The sequence below is a fragment of the Spirillospora sp. NPDC000708 genome (genome assembly GCF_040299565.1).
Taxonomy (GTDB): domain Bacteria; phylum Actinomycetota; class Actinomycetes; order Streptosporangiales; family Streptosporangiaceae; genus Spirillospora.
Genome location: NZ_JBEPCJ010000024.1, coordinates 32,257 through 49,098, shown reverse-complemented (window position 1 = coordinate 49,098; position 16,842 = coordinate 32,257). Strand labels below are relative to the sequence as shown.

At 72.2% G+C, this 16,842-nt stretch carries 10 protein-coding genes; 8 read left to right on the top strand and 2 right to left on the bottom strand.

Annotated elements, in window-relative coordinates:
• Nucleotides 1-153: 153 nt before the first annotated feature.
• Nucleotides 154-2,202, bottom strand: coding sequence for a hypothetical protein (locus tag ABT299_RS19150; protein ID WP_500251563.1), 2,049 nt, complete (start codon nucleotides 2,200-2,202; stop codon nucleotides 154-156).
• Between the two features lie 107 nt (nucleotides 2,203-2,309).
• Between ABT299_RS19150 and ABT299_RS19145 the strand changes: the two genes are divergently transcribed.
• The 8 genes from ABT299_RS19145 (at nucleotide 2,310) to ABT299_RS19110 (ending at nucleotide 15,144) form a co-directional block, all read left to right on the top strand.
• Nucleotides 2,310-3,170 (top strand): TIGR03089 family protein, encoded by an 861-nt coding sequence (locus ABT299_RS19145; protein WP_190860190.1) that lies wholly within the window; start codon nucleotides 2,310-2,312, stop codon nucleotides 3,168-3,170.
• Between the two features lie 136 nt (nucleotides 3,171-3,306).
• A complete protein-coding gene (locus tag ABT299_RS19140) occupies nucleotides 3,307-4,728 on the top strand; it encodes an LCP family protein (protein WP_387021418.1) in 1,422 nt (473 codons plus the stop codon).
• A gap of 11 nt (nucleotides 4,729-4,739) precedes the next feature.
• The gene (locus ABT299_RS19135) at nucleotides 4,740-5,945 is read left to right on the top strand and encodes an acyltransferase family protein (protein WP_190860194.1); all 1,206 of its coding nucleotides are present in this window, start codon (nucleotides 4,740-4,742) and stop codon (nucleotides 5,943-5,945) included.
• A 117-nt stretch (nucleotides 5,946-6,062) separates the two neighbouring features.
• A complete protein-coding gene (locus ABT299_RS19130; protein WP_500251562.1) occupies nucleotides 6,063-7,244 on the top strand; it encodes an acyltransferase family protein in 1,182 nt (393 codons plus the stop codon).
• 59 nt (nucleotides 7,245-7,303) lie between these two features.
• Nucleotides 7,304-9,574 (top strand): bifunctional glycosyltransferase/CDP-glycerol:glycerophosphate glycerophosphotransferase, encoded by a 2,271-nt coding sequence (locus tag ABT299_RS19125; RefSeq protein ID WP_500251561.1) that lies wholly within the window; start codon nucleotides 7,304-7,306, stop codon nucleotides 9,572-9,574.
• A gap of 89 nt (nucleotides 9,575-9,663) precedes the next feature.
• Nucleotides 9,664-13,071, top strand: a complete 3,408-nt coding sequence (locus ABT299_RS19120; RefSeq protein WP_387021425.1) for a bifunctional glycosyltransferase/CDP-glycerol:glycerophosphate glycerophosphotransferase — start codon at nucleotides 9,664-9,666, stop codon at nucleotides 13,069-13,071.
• Between the two features lie 115 nt (nucleotides 13,072-13,186).
• Nucleotides 13,187-13,969, top strand: a complete 783-nt coding sequence (locus tag ABT299_RS19115) for a hypothetical protein (protein ID WP_500251560.1) — start codon at nucleotides 13,187-13,189, stop codon at nucleotides 13,967-13,969.
• Nucleotides 13,966-15,144: a glycosyltransferase family 4 protein gene (locus ABT299_RS19110; RefSeq protein WP_500251559.1), complete on the top strand. Its 1,179-nt coding sequence runs from the start codon at nucleotides 13,966-13,968 to the stop codon at nucleotides 15,142-15,144. Before ABT299_RS19115 ends, ABT299_RS19110 begins: the two co-directional genes overlap by 4 nt.
• 40 nt (nucleotides 15,145-15,184) lie before the next feature.
• Here the strand turns inward: ABT299_RS19110 and ABT299_RS19105 are convergent, their stop codons facing one another.
• Nucleotides 15,185-16,699, bottom strand: coding sequence for an O-antigen ligase family protein (locus ABT299_RS19105; protein WP_500251558.1), 1,515 nt, complete (start codon nucleotides 16,697-16,699; stop codon nucleotides 15,185-15,187).
• Between the last annotated feature and the right edge of the window lie 143 nt (nucleotides 16,700-16,842).

The following is a 16,842-nucleotide window of genomic DNA, read 5'->3' as shown; positions in this document are numbered from 1 at the left end:
CCGGCTCGGCGCCTTCGGGCGCGGGCCGCTGCGCGGGCTCGGCGGGCTGGGTACTCACGCACCGCGAGAATACTCGCAACGGCGCACCCCGGCCGACTCACCGGCGGACACGGCGCGTGAACAGCGGGTGGCGGCGCCCCGGGGAGGGGCGCGTCAGGGGGCCGTCGGCTCGGCGATCCACACGTCGATGGCGAGGCCCCAGGACCCGCCCGGCGGCTCGTCGAGCGTGCGCCCGTCCTGCCGGGAGCGCAGCCGCATGATCTGGCGGGGGCGGCCGTACGGCGCCACCTGCTCGGGCTTGGACCCCATGACCACCGGGCGCCGTCCGGCGTCGCCGATCTTCCCGATGACGCGGCGGACGTCGGGCGGCGCGGCGAACGTGGCGGCCCGCGCGGCGGGCACCCCGCACATCCCGCGCAGGACCTGGAGGAAGCGGTCGGCGGTGCCGACCTCGACGACCACGACGGAGCGTCCCGGCCCGATCCGGTCGCACATCGCGTCGACGGCGCCGACCTCCTTCTGGTCGGTCCGTCCCACCATGTACGCGGCGGACGTGATGACGATCGGCACCAGCATCAGCAGGACGCCCGTGACGGCCGTCACCCGCACGGCCTTCCGCGAGTAGCCGAGCCGCCGCAGCCGCTTGGTGATCCACGCCGCCGCGAACACCGTGAACAGGAGCAGCCCGGGGATGACCAGGCCGATCAGCCGGCGGGACGCCCACGGGTGGTCCGGGGTGATGCCGGGCCTGATCAGCACCTGGACGGTCGTCCACACGATCACCGCGTAGGGCAGCAGCCATTCCGGCGACTGGCGGCGCATGAGCCGCCGCACGAGCAGCGCGGCGCCGAACGTGGCGAGCAGCAGCGCGGGGATGCCGATGTACCAGACGACCCAGTACAGCGACAGCTCCGAGTACTGCCGGGTGCCGTCCAGCGGCAGGTGGTCGAGCTTCTGGACGGCCTCGATGAACTGGGCGTTCAGCCGGTCGTCGGTGTTGGTCGGGACGCGGCGCACGGTCTGCACCAGCGGCCGGACGGCGAACGCGACCATCACCAGCACGGTGAGGATCGCGGCGGCGCCGGGCAGCCGGCCGCGCCCGAGCGCCGCCCCGGCCGCCCGCAGCCGGCGGCCCGTCACGTTCCAGCGGAGCGCGACGGCCAGCAGCGCGGTGCCGGCCACGATCGCGCCGGAGATCATCAGCAGCGGGTTCAGCGAGGCGTGCAGGTAGTCCAGGTAGGGGCGGGACTTCAGGTAGCCCTCGACGAGCCCGGCGGCGGCGCCGAGCGCGAGGCCGCCGGCGAGGGCGTAGCCGCTCCGGCGCCGGCGCGCGACGAGGAGCCCGGCGTACACCACGGCGGGCAGGATGTCGCGGATCCCGTCGATCCGGACGAGCACGATCAGCCCGAGCGCGAGGCCGCCGAGGAACGCCTTCGCCAGGGCCGCGCGGGGCCGCTCCGTGCGGGCGTCGTGCAGCAGCGACAGCCCGCCGAGCAGCAGGATCAGCGCCGGCGGCTCGCTGAAGGTGGACCGCGACACCCACAGCATCGGCAGGGTCAGCGCCAGCAGCAGTGCCGCGGCGGGCGCCCAGCGCGGGCCGACGAGCCGCGCGGCGAGGCCGCCGAACGCCAGCACGCTGCAGGCGCCGAGCAGCGGCGCCATCAGCAGCATCCCGTGCGTGCCGCCCGCCCAGCCGCCGAGCGCGAGGATCATCGGCAGGCCCGCCATGAACTGCGGGACGACCGAGCCGCCGTGCTCGTAGAAGGCGGGGCTGTCGAAGCGCAGCGCGGGGTCGCCGCCGCCGAAGGCCCAGAGCATCCGCGGGATCGGCAGCGAGCCGTGGTCCTGGAGCCAGGTCGCGAACTGCACGTAGGAGGCGGGGTCGCGGCGGACGATGATCTGTTCGGAGGACATCAGCGCCTCGAACACCAGGAACGCGACGGCGACCGCGATCACGCCGGCCGCCGACCACCACGGGGCGGGGCCGAGCGGGCCCTCTGCGGCCTGTTCGGCGGCCGGGTCGCGGGGCCGCCGCCGGAGGCCGAGCCAGAGCGCCGCCGCGGCGACCGGCACCCACAGCAGGATCGCCGGTCCCGGCCGGAGCACCCCGCCCATCAGCAGCGGAAGGCCCACCACGAGCCATGCCGCGACGAGCAGCGCCGGCGCCACGGTGATCCGGGCGAGCAGCCGACCCGCGTTCATGAACCCGCCCCGTGCTCGTCCGATCCGTGGTCATTCATCGGTGCGGAGCGTAGCGGGAACGGCCGGTCGGCGAGTCCCGGCCGGTCACGGGGCTCTACGCTCGCCCCATGAGCCACCGCGAACCCGCCGTGCCCGGACCCGCCGAACTGCTGCGGCGTCGGCTGGCCGACGACCCGTCCCGCCCGCTCGTCACCTACTACGACGACGCGAAGGGCGAGCGCGTCGAGCTGTCCGCGCGGACGTTCGACAACTGGGTGGCCAAGACCGCGAACTTCCTGGTGGACGGGCTGGCGGCGGAGCCGGGCGGGCGTGTCGTGCTGGCGCTGCCGCCGCACTGGCAGACCGCCGTGTGGCTGATGGCCTGCTGGTCGGCGGGGCTCGTGGCCGAGCCGGTCGACCCGGCGACGGTGCTGGAGCGCGACGCGGCGGGGGCCGAACCGCTCGAGGCGTCCGGGCCGTACATCCTGGCGGCGGCCGAGGAGGTGCTGGACGTGGTGCTGGCGGACCCGCGTGTGGACGGCGAGGCGGAGGAGATCGTCGGGCTCTCGCTGCACCCGCTCGGCGGGCCGCTGGGGGACTGCCCGGTCGGCGTCACCGACTACGCGGCCGAGGTCCGGTCGTACGGCGACCGGTTCGCGCCGGGCCCCGAGGTGACCCCCGGACTGCCCGCACTGGATGTGACAAAGACCACATTGACGGGTGCGGAGCTGGTGGCGGCGGCGCGCGCGGCCGCCGCGAAATGGGAGCTGGACGCGTCCTCGCGCGTGCTGGTCGACATGCCGTTCACCACCCTCGACGGGGTTATGGCGGGCCTGGTCGCACCACTAGCCTCAGGTGCTTCCGTCATAATCCAACGAAACTTTGACAAAGCCGCCCTAGATCGACGCTTGACCTTGGAGCATGTGACGGCGGTGGCCGGACTGCCCGGATGGAACGACGCATCCGGGTCCGTCCGCCGGCTCGGCTGACCTACGCTCTCTTTGCCCGCGCTTTGTCAACCGAGCCACGGCCAGCCCCGTCACAGCAGTACCGGACAGTTCCAGCAGAGCAGACCAAGCCGACCGACCCCCTGAAAGCGGGCCGCGCCCCCCGGACACGGAGCCGATGAACAGCAACCCGATGTACATGGAGTACGTCGACGACGCCGATCCGCAGCCGGCGCCGCGTCGACGCGGCTGGCGCATCCTCGGCTGGGTGTGCGTCGGACTGTCGGCGGTCATGGTGGCCGGCTCCCTCACGGCGTACGGCCTGTACCGCAGCGCGATGGGCAACATCAACCACGAGGACGTCAACTCGGCGATCGGCCCCAACCGGCCGAAGAAGCTGAACAGCGCGATGAACATCCTGCTGCTGGGGTCCGACACCCGCGCGGGCGCCAACGCCAGCTACGGCCGGTCGATGAAGAACGACCCGCCGCGCTCGGACACGATGATCCTCCTCCACCTGTCCCCCGGCGGCAGCCAGGCGATGGGCATCAGCTTCCCGCGCGACCTGATCGTGCACATCCCGCCGTGCAAGACCCACGCCGGCGGCATGTCGCCCGACCAGCCGAAGGCGCAGATCAACTCCGCCTTCACCATCGGCGGCGCCGCCTGCGTCATGAAGACGATCGAGGGCCTGTCCGACATCCGCATCGACCACTTCATGCAGGTCGACTTCACCGGGTTCAAGGCCATCACCAGCGCGGTCGGCGGCGTCCCGGTCTGCCTGCCGAAGGACGTGAACGACCCCAAGTCCAAGCTGCACCTGACCCGCGGCAGGCACGTCATCAAGGGCTCCACCGCGCTCGCCTACGTACGCGTCCGGCACGGCCTCGGCGACGGCTCCGACCTCGACCGCATCAAGCGGCAGCAGAAGTTCATGGGCGCGCTGGCGAACAAGGCCATGAGCGCCGGGGTGCTGAGCAACCCGACCAAGCTGATCCCGCTGATGAACGCGGCGACCAAGTCGCTCACCACCGACAAGGAGCTGACCCCGCAGGTCATGCTCAAGATCGCCCAGGGCATGCAGGGCATGACCTCGGGCAAGCTGCGCTTCGTCACCGCGCCCAACGGCCCCGACCCGTCCGACCCGAACCGGGTCGTGCTCAACTCCGCCGCGCAGCCGTTCTTCGCCGCGATCCGCAACGACAAGACGGTGCCGACGGAGAGCAAGTCGGCCGCCCCCAAGATCCAGCCCGAGCAGGTGCGGGTGCGCGTCTACAACGGCAGCGGCATCGCCGGGCAGGCCAGCCGCGTCGCCTCCGACCTGGAGGCCCAGGGCTTCCAGGTGACGGTCGGCGGCAACGCCGCCAAGACGAGCGCCACCAAGGTGCTGTACGGTTCCGGGGCGGACCAGCAGGCTCAGACGCTCACCGCGCTGATCCCGAGCAACCCCGCCCCGGCGGCGCGGACCACCGGCGGCACGCCCGGCGTGGTCGACCTGGTCGTCGGCTCGAACTGGACGGCCCTCAAGAACGCCAAGGGGGGCATCCCCAAGCAGCAGGGCGAGATCCGCGCCAACGACGACATCTGCAAGGGGGCTTGAACCGGCCGGCCATGACGTACACCAGCAGGCCCTCGGAGGCCGAGACGGGACCGCACGGCGCCGCCTGGACGGCGGCCGACCAGCGAACACCGGACGATCAGCGCGCGCCGGCCGTCCCCGACCCCCGTCCCGACCCGGCGGCGCCCGCCGCCCCGGGCGGCGAGCGCCAGGCGGCCGGGCCGGTCCGGATCTCCTCGCCGCCGAAGCCGCGCAAGGAGCGGGACCCGTACTTCGACAACGCGAAGTACTTCGCGATCCTGCTGGTGGTGTCGGGCCACTCGATCGCCAACCTGCAGAACGTCCCGATGGCCAAGGGCCTGTACATCTTCATCTACATGTTCCACATGCCGCTGTTCATCGTGATCACCGGCTACTTCTCGCGGAACTGGACGTTCTCCCCGGGCAAGGCCCGCAAGCTCATCACCAACGTCGGCGTCCCGTACGTGGTGTTCGAGGTCGCGTACTCGCTGTACGACTGGCTGGCGGGCCGCCACGACCTGGAGATCAGCCTGCTGAGCCCGTACTACCTGACGTGGTTCCTGTGCGCGCTGTTCCTGTGGCGGCTGTCCACCCCGGTGTGGCAGCAGATCCGGTGGCCGCTGGCCGTCGCGATGGGGTTCGCCCTGCTGTCGTACATGAGCGACCTCGGCAGCACCTTCGACATCCACCGGGTGTTCGGGCTGCTGCCGTTCTACGTCCTCGGCCTGAAGCTCAGGCCCGAGCACTTCGAACTGCTGAAGAAGCCGATCGCGCGCCCCATCGGGGCGGTCGTGCTCGTCATCGGGCTGGCGTGCTCCTACCTGGTGATGAAGCACATGTCGGTCAGCTGGATCTTCTGGAAGGACCCGCACTTCAAGCTGGGCGTCGGCGACTTCAAGGGCACCCTGATGCGGCTGGCGATGTTCGCGTCCGCCACCGTGCTGGTCGCCGCGTTCCTGACGCTCATCCCGCGCAAGCGGTACTGGTTCACCGCGCTGGGCTCGACGACGCTGTACTGCTACCTGCTGCACGGCTTCGTCACCCGGCTGCTGAACTTCACCGGCTGGTGGGGCGCGGACTGGATGCACACGCCGGGCGGGGTCGTCGCGGTGATCTGCGGCGCCGTCGTCGTCGGGACGTTCCTGTGCTCTCCCCCGGTCCGCCGGACCATGAGCTGGGCGCTGGAGCCCAAGATGACCTGGGTGTTCACGCCGCTGCGCCGGCCGAGCCGGGGCTAGCCGGCGGCACGGAACCGGAACAATCTCCCATCCGGCCCCAGGGCCGCCGATCGCGGACTAGAGTCGCCCTGCCCGCACGTGAACGGTTGTCACGGACGAAATGAATCCTTCGGAGACATGACGGAAACCCTCCCCCAGCCGCGCCCCCCGGAGCCGGGCCGCCCCGCCGACCCCGGCCGCTCCCTGGAGCCGGGCCGCCCGCCGGAGCCCGGCCGGCCCCTCGACGGCGGGCCGGTGCCCGCTCCGCGGACGGCACCGGCGCCCCCCGCTCCGCGCCGCGAGCGCGACCCCTACTTCGACAACGTCAAGTTCTTCCTCATCCTCCTGGTCGTCGTCGGGCACGTCTGGGAGGTCCTCCGGAACGGCAGCCACGCGGTGGAGGCCGCCTACACCCTGGTGTACGGCTTCCACATGCCGGTGTTCGTGTTCGTCTCCGGTTACTTCGCCCGCGGGTTCATGCGGTCGACCGACAAATTCCGGGTTGTTTTCCCCACCTTGGTCGTTCCGTACGTGATCTTCGACGTGCTTTACCGGTTGCAGCTCGTCGCCATCCGGGGAAATGAATTCCGGCTGCACGAACTTTTCCGTCCGCAGTTCCTGATGTGGTTCCTCGTCGCGCTGGTGCTGTGGCGGCTGAGCGCCCCGCTGTGGGGGCACCTGCGCCACCCGGTGGCGGTGTCGGTGGCGCTGGCGCTGGTGGCGGGGAGCTGGAGCTTCAACAGCGACTCGACGCTGTGCCGGGCGGCGGCACTGCTGCCGTTCTTCGTCCTCGGCCTGACCATCAGGCCCGAGCTGGCGCAGGCCCCGCGCAGCCGCGGGTGGACGCGCTGGGCCGGGTTCGCCGTGCTGGCCGCCGCCCTGCCGGTCGCCTACGTGTGGGAGCGCGGGACCGTGCTGCCCAGGGTCGAGCGGGGCGTCCTGCTGTGGAACGAGGGCTACGAGCACATGCACTTCGGTGCGCTCGAGGGCATGGGGTACCGGCTGCTGGCCATGGCGATCGCCGCCGTCCTCGGCGTCGCGTTCCTCGCGGCCGTCCCGCGCGGGCGGGCCTGGTACACCGCGCTCGGGACCCGGACGATGTACGTCTACCTGCTGCACGGCCTCATCGTGAAGACGCTGGACTACGGCGGCGTCTTCGACGCGCACTTCTTCGACACCCCGGCCGGGGCGGTCGCGGCGACGCTGGGGGCGCTCGCCGTCGGCGTGCTGCTCGGCACCGCGCCGGTGCAGCGGCTCACCCATTGGGCGATCGAGCCGAAGGGCCGATGGCTACTCAAGCCCTCTCATGGCAGGACATAAGATTTACCTGCCGGATGCGGGTATGATCCAGATTCATCGAGTAGTTGATTGGCGTTCGTGTGAGCAGTGAATACGACATCTCCCTGAGCATCATCGTGCCCGTGCACAAAGTGCAGGGGTACCTGCGGCAGTGCCTGGATTCGCTGCTCGTCCCGGACGTGCCGAATCTGGAGATCATCGGGATCGACGACGCCTCGCCGGACGCCTGCGGGGAGATCCTCGACGAGTACGCCGAGCGCGACTCGCGGCTGAAGGTGCGCCATCTGACCGAGAACGTCGGGCTCGGCGAGGCCCGCAACGTCGGGCTGGACATGGCGACCGGCGACTACGTCTGGTTCTTCGACAGCGACGACTACGCCACCGAGGGCGCCGTCAAGGCGATCTGCGAGCGGCTCGCCGAGACCCGGCCCGACGTGCTGATGTTCGACTACGCCCGGTCCTACTGGAACGGGCGGGTCAAGCGGAGCATCATCAACCACCTGTTCCGCGAGCCGCCCGCGCCGGAGGTGTTCACGCTCGCGGACCGGCCGAGCCTGCTGGAGATGTTCACCTCGATCTGGAACCGGGCGATCCGCCGCGAGTTCATGATCGAGCACGGGCTGCGCTTCAACAGCGGCTACTACGAGGACGTCAGCATCACCTACCCCGTCCTCATGGCCGCCGAGCGGGTCAGCTTCCTCGACCGGGTCTGCTACATCTACCGGCAGCGCCGCAGCGGCGCGATCACCAAGACGGCCAGCGACAAGCACTTCGACGCCTTCGACCAGTACGACCGCATCTTCGCGTTCATGGACCACCTGGGCCCGAGGATGGACCGGTTCCGCCCGCTGATGTTCGACCGGACGATCTGGCACCTGCTGGTCATCCTGGAGCGCGCCGACCGCGTGTACCCCTCGGAGAAGCCGCGGTTCTTCGCCGAGATGACCAAGACCTACAACCGCTACAAGCCGCCGGGGCACGTCCCGCCGGACGACGAGCCGAACCTGGCCGAGAAGCACCGGGCGATCGAGCGCGGCGACTTCCGGGCCTGGGAGCGCCTCAACACCCCCGGGCTCACGACGAAGGCGAAGAAGAGCGGCCGCAAGGTCCGCAAGCTGCAGAAGCGCGGCGTCGTCCGCTCCAAGGAGCTCGCCAAGGAGCGGTACTACGCGATGCGGCGGCACCTGCCGATCGAGGAGAACCTCGCGGTGTTCGCCGCCTACTGGTACCGCGGGTACTCCTGCAACCCGGCCGCGATCTACGAGAAGGTCCGGGAGCTGGCGCCGCACATCCGCTGCGTGTGGATCGTGAAGCCGGGCGCGCGCAAGACCATGCCGGAGGGCGTGGAGTACGTGGTGGCCGGGTCGGCGGAGTACTACCGGACGATCGCCGCCGCGAAGTACTTCGTCAACAACGTCAACTTCCCCGACAACCTCGTCAAGCGGCCGGGGCAGGTGCACCTGGAGACCCAGCACGGCACGCCCCTGAAGAAGATGGGCCTCGACCAGATGGAGTACCCGGTCGGCGCCGCCGACATGGACTTCAAGGCGCTCATCGAGCGGTCCGACCGCTGGGACTTCCTGCTGTCCGCCAACCCGCTGATGAGCGAGGCGTGGGAGCGGGGCTTCCCCTGCAAGTACGAGCTGCTGGAGATCGGGTACCCGCGCAACGACCGGCTGGTGCGCGCGACGCCGGAGGAGCAGGCCCGGCTGCGCGACGAGCTCGGCGTCCCCGAGGGCAAGACGGCGATCCTGTACGCGCCGACGCACCGCGACTACCAGCGCCGCTACGCCCCGATGTTCGACATCGGCCGCGTGATGGAGCAGCTCGGCGACGACCACGTCCTGCTGCTGCGCGCGCACTACTACTACAAGCTCAAGAACATGGCGGCGGACCTCGGCTGGAACGAGGAGCAGGTCATCGACGTCTCCAAGCACCCCTCCGTCGAGGACCTGATGATCGCCTCGGACGCGCTGCTCACCGACTACTCGTCGGTCATGTTCGACTACGCCAACCTCGGCAAGCCGATCGTCATCTACGCCAACGACTGGGAGACCTACAAGCTCACCCGGGGCGTGAACTTCGACCTGACCGAGTTCCCGCCGGGCGTGGTCGCCTACGCGGAGTCCGAGCTCGTCGAGGCGTTCGCGTCCCGGGCGGCGTGGGGCGACGCGGCGGCGAAGAACCTGGAGGCGTTCCGGGCGCGGTTCTGCCCCTGGGACGACGGGCACGCGGCCGAGCGGGCGGTGCGCCGGGTGTTCCTCGGCGAGCAGCTCCCGCCGATGCCGTCCGCGGCGCCCTCCCCCGACGCCTCCGCCGAGGCCTCCTCGGGGGCGTCCGGCCCGGCGTAGCGGCGGCGCGCCGGGGCGCCGCACCCTTTTCCTGACCGTCCGCGACCGGACCGCCGGCTCCGGCTCGCACAGCCCTCGAAGGAGTGGGCATGACCGCCCCCAGGATCAGTGTCATCGTGCTCTCGCACGGCGCGGGAGAGGACCTCGGCGACGCCCTGGACTCGCTCGCGGCCCAGACGTTCCGGGACCTGGAGGTCCTGGTCGTGGACGACGGCACGGGCACGGCCGCGCGGGCGGAGCTGCCCGACGACCGGTTCCGGATCGTCCGCAGCGGCGCGCCGAGCCGGGGCGCGGCCCGCAATCTGGGGGTGGCCGAGAGCCGCGGCGAGTTCCTGCTCTTCGCCGACCGCGGCGACCCGATGCCGCCGGAGGCGGTCGCCTCGCTGCTGACGGCGCTGGAGGCGTCCGGGGCGGAGTTCGCGACCGGGCCCGACGCGGCCCGCCGGTGGACGGGCCAGGTGTCGCAGTGGAAGGCGAGCGGCGACGCGCCGGCGCCCGCGAAGGCCACCGACCTGCACCGCAGCCCGGACCTGCTGAACCGCCGCCGGATCGTCGGGTCGCTGTTCCGCCGCTCGTTCTGGGACGCGGCGGGCCTGGAGTTCCCCGACCTCGGCCGCTACGACGACCTGCCGGTCGTGGTGCGGGCGGTGCACCTGGCGAAGTCCGTCGACATCGTGCCGGGCCCCGTCCTGCACCGCCGTGGACCGCGCCATCAGCCGACCACCGAGCCGCAGGACATCGCGGACGGCTTCGGCGCGGCGAACCTCGCGACGTCCTGGGTCGCCGAGCGCGGCGACGTCAAGGAGCTGCGGCGGCTGCAGCTCGCCCTCGTCACCACCGAGCTGAAGATGTTCCTGGACGCCCTGCCGGACCTGTCCGGCGAGGAGCGGGAGCAGGTCGTCGCGCAGGCGGCGGCGTACGCCAAGGGCGTGTCGCCGAAGGTGTTCGCCGAGGCGCCCGCGCTGACCCGGCTGAAGTGGCACCTCGCGTCCGAGGGCCACACAATGGAGCTGGTGAAGGTCGTCCGGTACGAGCGGGGGAAGTCCTCGCCGTCGATCGTCCGCGACCCGCTGCGCCGCTACGTCGTGTACCCGTACTGGAAGGACGCGAAGCTCGACGTCCCCCGCGACGTGTACCGGGCGCGGGACGAGGTCAAGATGCGGGGCCGGGTGCACGCGGTGCGCTGGGAGGGCGACCGGCTGGTCGTCACCGGCGAGGCGTACATCAACTCGGTCAGCTCCCGCCGCCGCTGGACGTCGATCAAGGCGGTGACGCTGCGCAACGGCCGCCGCAAGATCCTCATGAAGGCGCGGCAGACCCCGAAGCCCGGCAAGGCGTCCGGCGGCTGGACCGGCTTCGAGTTCGCGCTGGACGCGGCGAAGCTGAAGGAGCGCGGCGGCTGGGCGGAGGGCACCTGGGAGGTGCACGCCTCGGTGCTGAACGCCGGCGTGTTCCGGCAGGGGCCGGTGCGCGGCGGCGGCTCGGGGACGGGCGCGCACCCGCCCTACCGGTACGTCGCCGACGACGTGCGCGTCGTCCCGAAGGTCGTGGACGGGTACCTCGTCGTGCAGGTGGAGCGGGTCCGGGAGCGCGCGACGGCGCTGCGCTGGGACGGCCCCGCGCTGCTCATCGAGGTCGAGGCGGACGGCGGCCCGCCCGCGGAGCTGGTGCTGACGCTCGGCGACGCGCGCGTGCCGGTGCCGGTGACGCAGCGGCCCGGCGGGTGGACGGCGCGCGTCGACCCGGACGCGCTGGACGTCGACATCGACCCCGACGCGATCGACGACACCCGCGACTGGACGCTGTCGGCGGACGGCCGGCCGCTCGTCCTCGCCGAGGGCGTGGAGGAGGCGCGGCGCACGTCCGGCGCGCTGGAGGTCAGCGCGGGCCACGGCCCCGGCGGGTACGTGCGGGTGCGGCGGGCGACGACGCGGCTGTCGGTGAGCGACTGCGTGTGGCGCCCCGACGGGACCCTGTCGCTGGCGGCGACGCACACGGCGCACACGGCCGGGCAGATCGTGGTGCGCGGCCGCGGGCGCCGCAAGGAGCACGCGTTCGACCTGGTCCCGGACGACTCGGGCACGCTGCGGGCCGAGGTGCCGGCGGCGGCGGTGCCGAGCGTCGCGGGGATCCTGCCGCTGCGGCCGGGCCGCTGGGACGTGCTGTTCCGGCCGCCGGGCGGGCGGGCCCTGACGGTCCGGCTGACGGACGCCGCGCAGCGCGCCCTGCCGGGGCCGCTGGAGGTGGCGCGCCGCGGCTACGCGCTGGAGACCAAGGACGGCCGGCTGGTCATCGCGGTCACCGGCGACGTGTCCGGCGAGGAGAAGAGCGCGGGCCCGAAGTACCGGGAGGAGGCGCGCCGCAGGGTGGCCCGGGAGGGGCTGCGCGACGCGGTGCTGTTCTCCTGCTTCAACGGGCGGCAGTTCTCCGACAGCCCGAAGGCGATCCACCAGGAGCTGCTGCGGCGCGGCACCGACCTGGAGCAGCTGTGGGTGGTGAACGACGCGCAGGCCGAGCTTCCGGACACGCTGAAGGCCGTCCGGCTGAACGGCAAGGAGTGGCAGGAGGCGGTGACGACGTCCCGCTACATCGTCACCAACCACCGGCTCGGCGACTGGTTCCAGCGGCACCCCGACCAGGTGGTGCTGCAGACCTGGCACGGCACCCCGCTGAAGAAGATCGGCCGGGACGTCAAGGAGGTCCATTTCGCGTACGCGCCGGGGATGAAGTCGGCGCTGCAGAGCAAGGAGAAGAAGCCCGAGGGCCCGGCCGTCCCGGAGTGGAGCCACCTGCTGTCGCCGAACCCGTTCAGCACGGAGATCTTCCGCCGCGCGTTCGCGTTCAAGGGCGAGATGCTGGAGGTCGGGTACCCGCGGAACGACCTGCTGTACAGCCCGGAGGCGGACGCGGTCGCGAGGTCGGTCCGGGCGCGGCTCGGCATCCCGGAGGGCAAGCGGGTCGTGCTGTACGCGCCGACGTGGCGCGACGACCAGTACTACAGCCGCGGCCGGTACAAGCACGACATGCGCCTCGACCTGGACCGCGCGCGCGCAGCGCTGGGCGACGACCACGTCCTGCTGGTCCGGCTGCACTCCAACGTGGTGGACGGCATCACCGAGGACGAGCACGGCTTCGTCCGGGACGTGTCGCTGTACCCGGACATCACCGAGCTGTACCTGATCTCCGACATGATGATCAGCGACTACTCGTCGGTGATGTTCGACTACGCCAACACCGGCCGGCCGATGCTGTTCTTCACCTACGACCTGGCCGACTACCGGGACCGGCTGCGCGGCTTCTACTTCGACTTCGAGGCGGAGGCGCCGGGGCCGCTGGTGGAGACCTCCGACGACCTGATCGACGCGATCCGCGACGTCGAGGCGGCGACGGCGGGGCACCAGGACCGGTACAAGGAGTTCCAGGCGCGGTTCTGCCCGCTGGACGACGGGAAGGCCGCGGCGCGCACCGTGGACCGGGTGTTCCCGCCCCAAGGGTGATCAACTGTCGCCATCCGTGACCGTCCGGCATCGATGCGTTGATAGGCTACCCGCCTGGCACAAGCGACATCGGGGAAGGCTGCGGACATTGGACGCGGTGGCCAACCATTGCCGCGTGGGCTCCGACGACCGCCTGCGCATCCGGTGGCACGACCCCCTGCCGGAGGGGCGGCGGGTCGTGCTGCGGCACCGGGCGTCGGGCGAGACGCGCCCGGTGCCCGTCGCGGCGGACCGGCGGTCGCTGGAGCTGCACGTCGGCGATCTGGCGACCGGCACCTGGGAGCCCCTCATCGAGGCGGACGCCGCGGCGGACGGGCCGGGCAGGGGCACGGGCGACGGCTCCGCCCGCCCGATCCTGACCGACGACCCGGGCTTCTCGCTGGACGGGCTGCGCGCCTACGCGGACCGTCCGCGCGACCGGGCCGTCCGGGCGGTGCGGACGCGGAACGGGCACGCCCGGCTCCGCGTCCGGACGGTCTCCCCGCACGCCGAGGTGGCGGCGGTGCATCCGCGCGACGGCGAGATCCGGATCGACGGGTGGCTCGCGTACACGGGCCCGCGCACCGGCGAGACGGCGCGGCTCGTGGCCGCGCCGCGCGACGGCGGCGCCGCGGTGACCGGGGAGGCCGCCCTCGACGGCACCGGCTTCCGCGGCCGCCTGGCGGTCGACGCGCTGGCCGCGGCGGAGCCCGCCCTGTGGGACCTGTGGCTCGACGTCGGCGACGTGCACGCCCGCCTCGGCACCTGGCTCGACGACGCGCCCGGCAAGCGCGGCAAGCTGTCCTACCCCCGGCAGGTCGCCGCGCCGGGCGGGCGGGAGATGGCCGTCCGGCCGTACTACACCGAGCGGGACCAGCTGGCGGTCTCCTGCCGCCCGGTGGGGGATGACGGCGCGTGAAGATCACGTTCCTGCTGCTGGAGGCCTTCTCCATCGACGGCACCGTCCGCTGCACCTTCACGCTCGCCGACGAGCTGTCGCGGCGGCACGAGGTCGAGGTCGTGAGCGTGCTGCGGGACCGGGACCGGCCCGTCCTGCCGCTGTCGGACCGGGTCCGGCTGCGGTCCCTGGTCGACGTGCGGCCCGGCGCGACCGTCCCGTGGCCGAACACCGCGCGCGCCGAGCGGCTGATGCCGGAGCCGTCCGCGATGGTCCACCCGGAGGAGCGCAGCTTCAACAAGTACAGCGCCTGGACCGACGACCGGCTCACCCGCTTCCTGCGGCACCTGCACACGGACGTGCTGGTCACGACGCGCGCCGGGCTCAACCTGGCGGCGGCGCGGCTGGCGCCCCGCCGGGTGGTCGTCGTCGGGCAGGAGCACCTCCAGCTCGGCATCAACGAGCCGGGGATCCTCGCGGAGATCAAGGAGTGGTACCCGCGGCTCGACGCGCTCACCTGCCTGACGGCCGCCGACCGGGCCGCCTACGAGGAGCTGCTGCCGCCGGGGTCGTGCCCGGTCCACGCGATCCCCAACGGCCTGCCGCCCCGGGTGCATCCGCGGTCCCGGCAGGAGAACCGGATCGTCGTCGCGGCCGGCCGGGTCGTATGGATCAAGGGCTACGACCTGCTGATCGACGCGTTCGCGAAGGTCGTGGAGAAGCATCCGGAGTGGAGCCTGCGGATCTACGGGGACGGGCCGCGGCGCGACGAGCTGCGCCGCAGGGCGACCCGCCTCGGCCTGTACAACAACGTCCTGATGATGGACCCCACCGACGACATGGAGGGCGAGCTCGCCAAGGCGTCGGTGCTCGCGGTGTCCTCGCGCGCCGAGTCGTTCGGGATGACGATCATCGAGGGGTTCGCGTGCGGGCTGCCGGTGGTCGGCTTCGACTGCCCGTGCGGGCCCCGCGAGATCATCACCGACGGCCGGGACGGGCTGCTCGTCCCGCCCGAGGACCCGGACGCGTTCGCCGGGGCGCTGCTGCGCGTGATCGAGGACGAGGAGCTGCGCCTGACGATGGCCGCGAACGCCGTCGCGGCGGCGACCCGGTTCGACATCGCGGTCGTGGCCGCCGCCTGGGAGCGGATGCTGGCGGACCTGCGCGCCCGCCCCCGCCGGACGAAGCGACGCTAGCGGGGGCGGCGCCAGCAGGGCGGCGCCGGCGGGGGCGGGGCTAGGCGCTGAGCGACTCCTCGGCGGCGGGCTCGTCGTCGTCCTGCCCGGGGCCGGGCTCGCCCACCGGGTCCTCGCGGACGCGGCGCGGCGACGGCAGCAGCGCGAGGCCCAGCGCCACGCACGCGAACGGCACGGCGGGCAGCACGTAGCGGTAGTCGAAGTCGGCGGTCGCCGCCGGGATGACCAGCAGCGCGAGGCTCGTCCCCCACGGCATCAGCGCGCCGGTCCCCCAGTGCCGGACGGGCCCGAGCAGCCGCCGCCGGGTGCGGCGCCGCCCGACGTGCGGCAGCGCGAACACCAGCCCGCCGAGCAGGACGAGCCCGAGGACGGTGCCGGGCATCGACATGCGGTCCTGGTAGGCCAGCATCTTCCCGGCCCACGGCTGGACGACCTTCGTCTCCCCGCCGGACGGGTCGTACTTCTCCGCGACGAGGGCCTGCTCGTCGTCCCACGACTCGCCCTTGGGGAACACGTACTCCAGCCACGTCCACGGCGTCGGGTACGGCTCGCGCTTCCAGTCGAAGGACCGCCAGGTGTCGCGGACCACGACGCGCGCGTAGTCGCCGGGCTGCTTCTCGATGGCCTGCTTCGTGAAGTCGCTCGCCATCCGGTTGGCCTGGTCGCCGGTGATCCAGCCGGGGATCCGGTGGAACGGGGAGTCGGCGGTCCACAGCACCACGAACGCCGGCGCGATCTGCGGGTCCTCGTCCGGCGGCGGGCACATGATCCGCAGCTCCGGGCTCGGCTTGATCTTGGCGCAGTCGGCGAACGCGGCGGTGCGGCCGTACAGCCAGATGGAACTCGCCTTGGACACGGTGAACTGGCCGTAGGTATCCTTGAACCAGTACATGTAGCCGCCGAGCGGCAGCACGAACGCGATCAGCGCGGCGACGAGCGGCCGCCAGCCCGCGCGGCGCAGCAGCATGCCGAGCAGGATCACGGCGATCAGCGGCAGGCCCGCCGAGCGGGTCACCGCGGCGAAGGCGGCGAACATCCCGGCGAGCGCGCCGAGCCACCAGGTCGCCCGGCGCCGCCACAGCGCCGCCGTCACCGCCGCGAGCAGCAGGAACGTGAAGAGCGAGTCGGACATGAGCATGTGCTCGAGGGCGATCTGGTAGCTGTCCAGCAGCACCGGCACCGTCAGCGCCGCGCCGAGCAGCCCGGGCACGAGGTACCGCCAGCCGAGCCGCCCCGCGCTCCCGTCCGGCCCGTTGGGCCAGGCCGCCCGGCCCGCCCGCCACACCAGCAGGTACACCAGGACGCCGCCGAGCAGCCCGATGGCGTGCTGCACCGACACCATCACGGTGAAGGAGTGGAACGGCTTCAGCGCCCACAGCAGGATCGGGTAGCCGCTCGGGCGCGTCTCACCGGGCCGGAGCTTGAGGGCGGCTTCGAGGTAGCTGGGCGAGTCGCCCGTCCAGTGCGGCGCGGGGTAGCCGCGGACCGCGATGATCCGGATCCAGGTGGCCGCCACGAGCACGCAGGCGAAGGGCAATTGGGCAAGAACTGCCATAGGTCTGACGCGCACCGCCAAAGCCTACCCAGCCACGCCCATCAAAACGATCTGGACAGGCGGTGCCGGCGCCCTGCTCGTCCCATGCGTCCCACTAACGGAGTCACGACTCGGTGACAATGCCGGAGACCGCATCCGGACAG